This window comes from Aminobacter sp. P4_H6_2, from assembly GCF_056400805.1.
Window position 1 is genome coordinate 1 of record NZ_JBFUKO010000149.1, and the last position, 9,894, is coordinate 9,894.

Sequence of the window (9,894 nt, forward strand, 5' to 3'; positions counted from 1 at the left end):
ATCGGGCTCTCTCGAATATCGGTGCGCAGCTAAAGCGGCCTGTCGAATCTGTGGCAGGTCACCACAAGGCATAAGTATCTCGGACACCGTTGCATGTCGCAACTTGTCCTCACCGCGAAGATGCTTGGCCACGACCCTCAGGACAGGCTGCACTGGCACTGCACCCTTGTTGCCGGCGCCGATCGAGGCCGCGAATTTGATATCTTGCAGATAGTCCAGCACCTCCCATAGTTCCGCGCGCTGCTTGCCTCCGTCATTGGCTCGTCACGACGATGTGCGATCCTGAAAAGCTCCCAATCCCCTCATCAATTCTCCCCAGGACCCCGCCGTTCACTGGCGGGGTTCTCTTTGCCATTTTTGGAGTCGACCTAACTTGCTGCCTTGCGGTATAATGGCGTGATCCAACTGGAAGGTGTGTGTTGAGCGAACTCGACCAACTCCAGGATCTCTACGACGTAGTGCAGCGCAGCATTGAGCGCGCCAGGGGCACTAAGCTGACGCGAACTCAGATTGCTGAAGTCGAGCATCGAGAGGCGCTGATGGAGACCATTGCGGCCGAAATCCTCAGTGTCAAAGGCGCGTCGAACAATGAGGCTGCCTGATGCCTGGCCATGTCTACAATGTTCTGTTTCTCTGCACCGGCAACACCGCGCGCTCGATAATGGGCGAGAGCATACTTCAGAAGGAAGGTGCCGGGCGGTTCAACGCCTTCTCCGCAGGAAGCCAACCGAAGGGCGTGGTCAATCCATTGGCACTGAAGGTGCTTGCCGCGCTCGGCTATCCGACAGACGGGTTCCGGTCGAAGTCCTGGGACGAATATGCAGTGCCTGACGCGCCAGAAATGGATTTCGTCTTCACGGTCTGTGATGACGCGGCCGAAGAATCGTGCCCGGTCTGGCCTGGGCAACCGATCACAGGCCATTGGGGTATCGAAGACCCGACGAGGGTTGAGGGCAGCGATATTGAAAAGGAATGCGCCTTCGGCATAGCTGTTCGCTTCATGAAGAACCGCATCATGGCCTTCACCAACCTTCCCCTTTCCACCATCGATCGCATGGCAGTCGATCATCATTTGCAGTTGATTGGGCGGATGTAAGGATCGACCGGAGAGGATGCTGAACGCAGCTCGTCCACCCAGTGAAAGGAGCTCACCATGGGCGGCAAGATCCAGAAGGTGTACGACGCCCTGATAGATGGTGCCGGGAAGGGTCTTGTCGGGGAAGCTCTGTACCACCACGTGCTCGCCCGGGTGCCCAAGGCGACAAGCAAGAGAATTGTCAAAGCCTCTTTGTTCGCCCTCACCGATCCAGACGTGAAGGATCTGAATATACTCAAGGTAATATTCGACCTCGCCATCACTCACCGGCTTGACCCAAAGTCTCCAGACGACGCCGATGAGCGTGATCAGGCACCGAAGAAGCGTGAACGGTTGCGCAAGAAGGCAGCAGCCGATCAGGTTGGAGACACCACAGCCACATCTGCTGATCTTAAGGCCTAGCCCTCGCGGGTGCTTCGCTGTTGACCGTCGCCCACACAGCACCCATTTATCCCGGATGACGAAAACCCTGTCCGTTATAGCCTTGGCCGTCGCTATCGGCCTTATCGCGGTGCTTTTGGTGTCCCCTTCAAGCCTCCGCCTAATGCCCGAGGAAAAGCCGTCGCAAGTTTCGGCCGTATCTCCCCGTTGAGAGGCGTTCGGGTATTGGGCGCATTATGCCTCCTGCGCCGATGAGGGATCACCAAGATCGCTAGGGCAGGCTGGCGGTGCCCGTTAAGCGACGGCTCCCCTCAAGATGGCAGATTTGCCAGGCGCGTTGCGGCGCCCGAATAAATGTTAGAAACCGATAATATTTAGATTGCCGCTCCACGGATCAWTAACGAGGCGGGYGCACGCTGATGCCATCCGGGTCTTCGTCGCCCCACAGCCCCATGGCCCGGATCTCGCGCCCGGCCCAAAGGTCGGTGGTGGCAATCSCTGCTCGCCGAAATCGGAAAGGCCGGGCGCGTTGACGTCGTTGCATCAACTGATAGGCTTGCTCGGATGTTTTGTTCCAAGCAGGCCAATGACATCGCGTAAGGCGCGCACTTGCGTGCTTGGGGGCGGGGGGACACCGACGCAATGCTCGGCTAGAACATTTAAGGCGCTGCGCCGGTGCTCTGCCCCACCATAGCCCCGCCGATAGTGTCATCCAGCCCCAGGTGAGAAGCAATTAGCTAGATGGATTGATGCGCCGTATGTGGGTGGTCACGTTGGAGCGTGACGGCGGCTATTGGCCCACCCGGCAGCGGAGGGATGGCTGCCGCACCCATGCCAGGGCGAGGGCAAGTTCATTGTGTTGCTTAAACTATTTTTCGCCAAGCAATATTTGCATGTTCGAGGTTCCCGCAGCGGGCGAGCCGGCGGTTACAGCAAGACACCGCCGTGGGAAAAGACCTAAAGCGCTGTGTTGCTGGCAATGCACCGAAGCACGATGTCGTGGCTGCTCTCGAGAGCATGCATGCGCTGCTCGCAGGCCTGCATGGTGGGAAAACCCCGTTCCATGAGCTTGTATGCAACTTCCCCGGAGGCTTCGACAGCAGCCATCAGCGAATACCCGCTTGCCGGCTCGGCAGGAGGTGCCGACGATGTGCAGCCGGCAACAGCAAGAGCGATTGCCGAAACGCAGATGACCTGAAATTTGTGCATGATCCCTCCGAGGCATGGGTAAAATCGCGCGGGTCGCGATCGACGTCAATGCCACCTTGAGGAGACGAACCGTGCTACGCCCAGATCCATACAGCTACCCGCCTCGTGGTCTCAGCCGCGAGGGTGCGGCGCGCTACATCGGGATTGGTCCGACGAAGTTCGACCAGCTCGTAGCCGACGGGCGCATGCCGAAGCCGAAGCGGATCGACGGCCGTGTGGTGTGGGATCGACTGGTGCTGGATATGGCTTTCACCGACCTGCCAGAAGCCGACAATGTCAACTTTTTCGACGAGATAGTGGCAACAAGCGAGTCGCCGAGCTAACCTCCGGCAATGCAAGAGAACCAACTCGATTTGATTTGGGGTGCGGAGGGGATTGCGAAGTTCATCAATCGCACGCCGAAGCAGACGTTCCACATGCTCAGCGCTGGGCTAATCCCGGCGAAGCAAGTAGGCGGGCGGTGGGTCGTTGACCGGCGCGACCTCATTCAATTCTTTCGCGAGAGCGTGAGACCGATCGGCCAGAAAACATAATGAATTTGCCTGCTGATGATTGTCCCACTTATTTCCAAGCTATTGATATTGTTGCTTTCTGGCTTCCCGGCTAGGGGCACCATTTCCCACAACAACTTTCAATCGCATGGGCGTTTTTCGATCCATGGTGTTCCCTCGTCTCGTGGGCACATGGCGTGCACGTGCACCTGGCTTCTTGACGATGCCATCGCGGCATTGCATCGAGGGACGTATTGGCCAAGGACAAGGCGTCGCGCATGCATGACGAGCTCAAGGTTGCGATAGTCATCCATGCATTCCACATGGATACGTTCGACGAGATCCTCGACCTCGTGCGAGCTCTTCCTGCGCGACACAAGCTGTTTGTAACGACGGTACCTGATCGCGAGGCGGCCGCACGTTCGCGGCTCGACGCAAGTGGCCGAGTCTTTGCCCTTCAAGTGACTGAGAATCGAGGTCGCGACGTTCTTCCTTTCCTGCGGATATTTCCTGCAGTCTGCGCCGAAGGTTTCGACCTTGTCGTCAAGGTTCACACCAAGAAATCATCGCATCGGGCGGACGGTGATACTTGGCGCCGCGCCATGCTTGAAGCCCTCCTTCGTCCGGATGTACTGGAACGCTCGATCAGAGCCTTCACGAGCGACCCCTCCTTGGGGATAGTCGGGCCTGACGGCCATTTTCTGTCTGTAACCAAGTATATTGGCGGGAATCGAACTGCGGTCTTGTCCATTGGCTCTCGCCTGGGATTGACCGAGCAACAGGTTCTTGAGGCGGGCTTTTTTGCCGGAACCATGTTCATGGCTCGCGGCGCTGCCCTCCAGCCGATCATCGATCTCAATTTCCAAGGTGGCGATTTCGAAGCCGAGGACGGGCAAGTGGACTGCACGCTGGCTCACGCGCTGGAGCGCAGCATGATGCTGGGTGCCTTGGCGCTTGGACAGAGGATCGCTTCCAGCGCCGATCCGACTGGCAAAGCCATCCTCAACGATCGCTACGATTTCGCGCGCAAGACAAGCTCCAGGGGGCTTTTCGGTCGGTATAGAACGCAAGCGCGGAACAAAATCGGAAGCGTTCTTCGCCGCATCCGCAGGCCGAAGCCATGATATTTGGTTCTGATCTGGCGGTCCCAGGCTACTAGGCTCGGCCCGTTGGTCGCTGTTTCCAGAATATTCCGCACAACCAAACCCACACCTCTTGGGTCACCACGAGAGGTGCACTTGTCATCTTGGTCAACGGACAGCGAACTTACGTCAATTGGGCTTCGTAGCCGTCATTGCCGCAGCAGCCGGCTTCGCCGGGGTCGGCTGTTGCCCAGTCTTTGATACCGTAGATTGTTCGCAATTGGAGCCAGCGGTCACATCCTCGCACGCGGCAGGATCGTCCTTGTAGCCATTGCCAATGATCTTGTTGGCAACTTTAATGCCTTTGTCACCGGCGGCTTCGATTCCGTTCCCAATGATCTTATTGGCGACAACAGTGCCAGTTATGCCGAGGGCGACCGCAAGGGCGGCATACAACAAAGTCTTCGACTTCATGGCGTTCCCCTTTYCAATAGATCAAGGGCAGTTTTTTATCACGAAAGCGTCGCCGCGTCAGTTAGGGGCAAGGACACGCTACTCGCTCCCACTTGACGGGTCGTGGGGGCAGGGGCTACGCGACAAAGCCTGTCCACTCGCGGAGGAGCGGAGACGATCGTCCATGCTCGAACGGCGCGACACCTACGACGCCCTCTACCGCGACTTCCGCTGGAATATCCCGCAAAAGTTCAACATCGGCACCGCCGTCTCCGACCGCTGGGCATCAGTCGACCCTGAACGCACGGCTTTGCTCGACTACCGCGTAGACGGTGTGGCGGAGAAGCTCTCCTTTGGCGAACTGTCGCGCCGCTCCAATGCCTTTGCCAATGCGCTGCGCGCCAAAGGCGTGCGCCGTGGCGACCGCGTGGCCCTTTTGTTGCCGCAGAGTTTCGAGACGGCCATCGCTCATGTCGCGATCTACAAGCTTGGCGCCATTGCCGTGCCGCTGGCGCTGCTGTTCGGCGTCGAGGCGCTCGAATACCGTCTGCAAACCGCTGGCGTTCGGGCGATCGTCACCAATGAGGCCGGTTTCGCCAAGGTGAGCCAGATCGGCGGCCGGCTACTCGAACTCGAGACCATCGTTGTGGTTGGCGGTGGCAATGTCGACGATTTCCATCGCCTGCTTGCCTCCCACTCGCCTTTCTTCGAGGCCGAAGACACCGGCCCTGACGATCCTGCGATGATGATCTTCACCTCCGGCACCACCGGCCCGCCCAAGGGCGCGCTGCACGGCCATCGGGTGCTGCTTGGCCATCTGCCTGGCATCCAGATGGCGCATGAATTCCTGCCGCAGCCAGGCGATCTGATGTGGACACCAGCCGATTGGGCCTGGGCCGGTGGCCTGCTCAATTTGCTGCTGCCCGGCCTCTATCTCGGCCTGCCGGTGGTTGCCGCCCGTTTTGACAAGTTCGATCCCGAAGCAGCGTTGTTGTTGATGGAGAAAATGAGGGTGCGCAACGCCTTCATCCCGCCAACCGCGCTGCGCATGCTCAAGGTGGTGCCCGACATCCGCAGACGCTTCCGGCTTGATCTGCGCAGCATAGGCTCTGCCGGCGAAGCGCTTGGCCGCGAGACCTATGACTGGGCAGCCGCCGAGCTCGGGCTTGTGGTCAACGAGTTCTACGGCCAGACCGAATGCAACGCGGTGCTTGCCTCTTGTGCTGCACTTGGCGTCAGCCGTGGCGGTGCCATCGGCAAGGCCGTGCCTGGCCATCGCGTCGCCATCATCGACAGTGAGGGTCGCCGCGTACCCGCCGGCGTATCAGGCCAGATCGCCATTGCCCGGCCCAATCCGGTGATGTTCCTCGAATATTGGCAGAGCCCCGAGGCGACCGAGAAGAAGTTCATCGGCGAGTGGATGACGACAGGCGACCAGGGCATCGAAGACAAGGACGGCTATGTCGCCTTCTTTGGCCGCGACGACGACGTCATCACCTCCGCCGGCTTCCGCATCGGCCCAGGCGAGATCGAGGACTGCCTGACCGGCCATCCCGCGGTGGCGCTCGCCGCTGCGGTGGGCAAGCCCGACGCGCTGCGTACCGAGATCGTCAAGGCCTATGTCGTGCTCAAGGATGGGGTTTCGGGCGATGCCGCACTCGCCGAGGAGATCAAGCTTTGGGTGCGCGAGCGGCTGTCGGCGCATGAATACCCACGCGAGGTCGAGTTCGTCGATTCCATGCCATTGACCACCACCGGCAAGGTCATCCGCCGCATTTTTCGCGACCGGGCAAGGCGCGAAACGAAAAAAGCCTAGCGCTTCTTGAGCAGGCCGCGCATCCGGTCGCGCAGTTTGGTGGCGAGCTTGCGCGTCTCGCGATAGAGATGCAGCTGCGAAGCGGCCTGGCGCGTGGCGCGATCGGCGTCGGGCGTCAGCCCGACGACGAAGGTGCCCATCGGCTTGCGCTCGCTCCACATCTTGCCGACCATCGGGTGATCCGGCACCGCGCAGGAATCGGTCATCATGATGTTGGGGTCTTCGAGGTGCTGGGCGGTTACCGCCATCATCAGCAGCACACCCGGCGAATAGGCCGACAGCGCCTCGTCATAGGCGGTCTTCCAGGTGTAGGCGATGCCGGCCTCGACGAAGACCACAAGGCTCGCGATGGTGCGGCCATCGAGCGTCAGCGAGTGGATGCGGCACATGTCCTGTTCCGACATCCGGTGCACCGCCTCGCGCGCGAAGGCGGCGCGGTAGCGGTCGATCGCCATGGCCGTGCGCTGGCGGCCCTTCCAGCCGGATGCCTCCAGCGTCAGGAACTGCTCGATGGCGTGGCGCACGTCGTCCTGGGTGCGCGCGACCTTGTGCTCGACCACACCCTGCTCAGCGAGCCTACGTCCCAGCCGGCGAAATTCCTTGTAGTGGCGGGTGCCGAGCGATGCCTTGAGATACTCCTCGCCTTCGGCTTCGCTTTCAAGGAAAGGGCGCTCGAACTGGCCGGTAATCACCAGCGGCAACCCCCGGCTTTCGGCGGTAGCGCTCAGCATGCGCGCCACAGCACCGTCGAGGCGCATGTCGGGCAGCACGAACACCTTCGGCAGCTTGAGATGGGGTCTTGCCAGCATGGCGAAGAAATCGGCGATCACGCCTTCGGGGTCATCACGGTCGAGCAGCGGGGTGCCGAGCGGGCCGAACGGGCTCGACCAGGTCCGCATGACAGGCACGCCGAGCGGTATCGCCGGGCGTTCGACCGAATAGGGCACAAGCAGCCTGAGCCGGCTACGGAATTCGGTGCCGTCGCGGATGACGGCAAGGCGCACCTCGCGGTCTTCGAGCCTGGGCATAGCTGGTGCCAGGAAGCGCGGATTGAAGAAGACGTTGGGCTCGATGGTGCGGGTGCAGAGGTGGTCGAGTTCCTCGACAAGGTCGAAGCCGGCGGACGCCGGATAGATCGCAAGCCGTCTGAGCGGCCGCTCGCTGGCGGTCAATTCAAGATGGGCAAGATCGGCGACGTCGGCTGGAACGCCGGCGATGCCGGCGATCATCGACCCTGCTGGGCCGCCACTGGTCTCTTCGAGAAGCGGGATGGCCGCCATCAGGCTTTCTCCGGCGTGCGTCGGACAGGGATGAACAGGACCATGACGATGCCGAGCGCGCGCCATACGGTGAATGAAAGTGCCGTGGCCTCGAAGATCATCGCAGCCGAGGTGGCGATCGCAGCCCCCCACAGTCCGAGCGTGGGGATCAAGACGACGTTGAGGCCAATGTTGAGGGCAAGGGTTGCGGCATAGACCATGGCGCAGACGTTCTGGTAGCCGCTCATCGTCAACAGGCTTTCGCATGGCCCGACCGCCGAGCGCGCGACCACTGCCGCCACCAGCAGGAACAGCAGCGGATAACCTTCATCGAAGCCCGGGCCAAACATGCCGATCAGCGGCTGGCCAAACAACAGCACCAGCAATCCCATCAAGAGCGACGGCCAGAACGTCCACGCAACCGTCTCGCGGGCGAAGCCGGCCAGCTTTTCCGGCTCGCTATGGGCAATCTGCGCGTAACGCTGCGCAACGCCGGCTTTGACGGCGAAATAGACGAAATGGACCAGCGCCAGCGTCTTCACCGTAGCGAAATAGATCGCGACCTTGTCGGGGTCCATGTAGAAGCCGACCATCAGCACATCGGCATTGGTGAGCAGGAAAAAGAAGCTCTCGACCAGAAAGATCGGCAGCGAGATGCGGAGCCAGTAGCCGAGCCGGATATTGCGCGGGCCTGCCGGGATGCGCTTGTCGGCGCGCGAGGTGACACGGGCGAACTGGGCAAGCGTGGTAACGTAGGTAGCGGCGATCGAGGCGATGACAGCGGTTTCGGCCGTTGGCGCCAACCCTGCCATCACGGCTGCCGCCATGAAGACGAGGATCAACACCGGCCGCACGATGTAGGTCGGCACCAGCGCCTGGAATGCCCAGGCATTGGCGCGCGCCAGTCCTTGCAAGACGTCCGACAGCGCCAGCATCGGCAGGCAGAACATGCCGAGGAAGAACGGCACGACGTAGTAGCTTTCGATCCTGCCGGAGAAAAGCCAGACGCCTGCGATGCCGATGGCTGCGATGACGGTGGAGGCAGCCAGCACGAAAAGCCGGCTGGCCAAAAGCACGCCGCGCAATTCGGCGAGCATGCCTTTTTCGCGGTATTCGGAGATGAAGCGGATGATCGAGGTGTGGAAGCCGAAGCACGACAGGGAGCCGACGATGACCATGGTCACCCAGACCAGCACGAAGATGCCGTATTCGAAACTGCCCATCCAGCGCGCCAGAAGCACCTGGCTGACGAAGGCGATGGCCGCACTGACGATGCGAACGGCAAAGGCAATGAGCGACATGCGGCCGGCTTCGCCGCGTCCGTCGGCGCTGAACAGTATCGCATCGACGCGGCGCAACAACGGCGTGACGCGCGAGGCAATCCGCCCCGGCAACCACCGCTCAGCCGTCATCGCTGCGGAAAAACGCACCCAAACACTCCATCTTCCGCGGTTTTCGCTGACAGCATGTAGTTGAGAGCCATTAAGAAACGGTTGGACGGCAGTTTTGGGGCAGGGGAGGTGACATGATTTCGCAAGACGAACGCCGATCGATGCTGCGCGCCTATTCGATCGGACCAACGATGATCCGCTATCTCGAAGAAATCGGCATCGAGCGGCTTGCCGACCTGCGCGGCGCCGACGCCGATGCGATCGCCATGCGCATCGACATCGCGCTCGGGCGCAAGCACATCAATAGCCTGGGCGTGGCTGCGCTGCGCAATCTCATCGAACTGGCAAACAACGAGCAGTTCTGAGCTGCTTCAAAAATTCTACGGTGACCTGCGAATTGCACTTGACCTCAACTTTGGTTGAGGTCGCACAAATCGTTCCCGTTGAAGCAAGGAGAGCAAGAGAGATGGATCAGAACGCAAGCAAGGCACAACGCGTCTACAGGGTCGACAGGTTCGCGGTTCCCGATCGGGCACGCGCCGAATTTCTCGGCAAGGTCCGGCAGACGCACGAACTGCTGAGGGTGCAGCCGGGCTTCCTGCAGGACATGCTGCTGGAGCAGCCGTCACTAGCAGGCGAACACAACGTCATCACGATCGTCGAGTGGGAAAGCGAAGCGGCAATCGCGCCGGCCAAGGCCAAGGTGCAGGCCATGC

13 protein-coding genes are annotated in these 9,894 nt (G+C 60.7%); 8 read left to right on the forward strand and 5 right to left on the reverse strand.

The window, feature by feature from the left end; genetic code table 11:
- Positions 1-222 (reverse strand): hypothetical protein (locus AC1DUU_RS13235; protein ID WP_476783878.1); only part of this gene is annotated, 222 nt, incomplete at its 3' end.
- A gap of 197 nt (positions 223-419) precedes the next feature.
- Between AC1DUU_RS13235 and AC1DUU_RS13240 the strand changes: the two genes are divergently transcribed.
- The 3 genes from AC1DUU_RS13240 to AC1DUU_RS13250 are packed head-to-tail and all read left to right on the forward strand — an operon-like array spanning position 420 to position 1,498.
- A complete protein-coding gene (locus tag AC1DUU_RS13240; protein WP_476783879.1) occupies positions 420-602 on the forward strand; it encodes a hypothetical protein in 183 nt (60 codons plus the stop codon).
- A complete protein-coding gene (locus tag AC1DUU_RS13245; protein ID WP_476783880.1) occupies positions 602-1,096 on the forward strand; it encodes an arsenate reductase ArsC in 495 nt (164 codons plus the stop codon). Before AC1DUU_RS13240 ends, AC1DUU_RS13245 begins: the two co-directional genes overlap by 1 nt.
- 57 nt (positions 1,097-1,153) lie before the next feature.
- A complete protein-coding gene (locus tag AC1DUU_RS13250) occupies positions 1,154-1,498 on the forward strand; it encodes a hypothetical protein (RefSeq protein WP_476783881.1) in 345 nt (114 codons plus the stop codon).
- A 936-nt stretch (positions 1,499-2,434) separates the two neighbouring features.
- Here the strand turns inward: AC1DUU_RS13250 and AC1DUU_RS13255 are convergent.
- Positions 2,435-2,686: a hypothetical protein gene (locus AC1DUU_RS13255; RefSeq protein ID WP_476783882.1), complete on the reverse strand. Its 252-nt coding sequence runs from the start codon at positions 2,684-2,686 to the stop codon at positions 2,435-2,437.
- A 14-nt stretch (positions 2,687-2,700) separates the two neighbouring features.
- On the opposite strand from AC1DUU_RS13255, the gene AC1DUU_RS13260 reads away from it, so the two are divergent.
- Positions 2,701-3,009, forward strand: a complete 309-nt coding sequence (locus AC1DUU_RS13260) for a helix-turn-helix transcriptional regulator (RefSeq protein WP_476783883.1) — start codon at positions 2,701-2,703, stop codon at positions 3,007-3,009.
- 422 nt (positions 3,010-3,431) lie between these two features.
- Positions 3,432-4,301: a rhamnan synthesis F family protein gene (locus AC1DUU_RS13265; RefSeq protein WP_476783884.1), complete on the forward strand. Its 870-nt coding sequence runs from the start codon at positions 3,432-3,434 to the stop codon at positions 4,299-4,301.
- A gap of 147 nt (positions 4,302-4,448) precedes the next feature.
- On the opposite strand, the gene AC1DUU_RS13270 is transcribed toward AC1DUU_RS13265, so the two are convergent.
- Positions 4,449-4,733, reverse strand: coding sequence for a hypothetical protein (locus AC1DUU_RS13270; protein WP_476783885.1), 285 nt, complete (start codon positions 4,731-4,733; stop codon positions 4,449-4,451).
- 163 nt (positions 4,734-4,896) lie between these two features.
- Between AC1DUU_RS13270 and AC1DUU_RS13275 the strand changes: the two genes are divergently transcribed.
- Entirely contained in the window at positions 4,897-6,528 is a 1,632-nt protein-coding gene (locus AC1DUU_RS13275; protein ID WP_476783886.1) for an AMP-binding protein, read from the forward strand.
- Here the strand turns inward: AC1DUU_RS13275 and AC1DUU_RS13280 are convergent.
- The gene (locus AC1DUU_RS13280; protein WP_476783887.1) at positions 6,525-7,808 is read right to left on the reverse strand and encodes a GNAT family N-acetyltransferase; all 1,284 of its coding nucleotides are present in this window, start codon (positions 7,806-7,808) and stop codon (positions 6,525-6,527) included. The two genes, AC1DUU_RS13275 and AC1DUU_RS13280, sit on opposite strands and share 4 nt — an antisense overlap.
- Positions 7,808-9,217: a lipopolysaccharide biosynthesis protein gene (locus tag AC1DUU_RS13285; protein WP_476783888.1), complete on the reverse strand. Its 1,410-nt coding sequence runs from the start codon at positions 9,215-9,217 to the stop codon at positions 7,808-7,810. Before AC1DUU_RS13285 ends, AC1DUU_RS13280 begins: the two co-directional genes overlap by 1 nt.
- A 95-nt stretch (positions 9,218-9,312) precedes the next feature.
- Between AC1DUU_RS13285 and AC1DUU_RS13290 the strand changes: the two genes are divergently transcribed.
- Entirely contained in the window at positions 9,313-9,543 is a 231-nt protein-coding gene (locus tag AC1DUU_RS13290) for a hypothetical protein (protein ID WP_476783889.1), read from the forward strand.
- A gap of 101 nt (positions 9,544-9,644) precedes the next feature.
- Positions 9,645-9,894: antibiotic biosynthesis monooxygenase family protein (locus tag AC1DUU_RS13295; RefSeq protein WP_476783890.1), on the forward strand; the 250-nt coding region annotated here is incomplete at its 3' end.

Bases quoted from the DNA above. Each gene is read 5' to 3' on its own strand.
- AC1DUU_RS13245 (WP_476783880.1), top strand. From the start codon at position 602: ATGCCTGGCCATGTCTACAATGTTCTGTTTCTCTGCACCGGCAACACC.
- AC1DUU_RS13250 (WP_476783881.1), top strand. From the start codon at position 1,154: ATGGGCGGCAAGATCCAGAAGGTGTACGACGCCCTGATAGATGGTGCC.
- AC1DUU_RS13255 (WP_476783882.1), bottom strand. From the start codon at position 2,686: ATGCACAAATTTCAGGTCATCTGCGTTTCGGCAATCGCTCTTGCTGTT.
- AC1DUU_RS13260 (WP_476783883.1), top strand. From the start codon at position 2,701: ATGGGTAAAATCGCGCGGGTCGCGATCGACGTCAATGCCACCTTGAGG.
- AC1DUU_RS13270 (WP_476783885.1), bottom strand. From the start codon at position 4,733: ATGAAGTCGAAGACTTTGTTGTATGCCGCCCTTGCGGTCGCCCTCGGC.
- AC1DUU_RS13275 (WP_476783886.1), top strand. From the start codon at position 4,897: ATGCTCGAACGGCGCGACACCTACGACGCCCTCTACCGCGACTTCCGC.
- AC1DUU_RS13280 (WP_476783887.1), bottom strand. From the start codon at position 7,808: ATGGCGGCCATCCCGCTTCTCGAAGAGACCAGTGGCGGCCCAGCAGGG.
- AC1DUU_RS13290 (WP_476783889.1), top strand. From the start codon at position 9,313: ATGATTTCGCAAGACGAACGCCGATCGATGCTGCGCGCCTATTCGATC.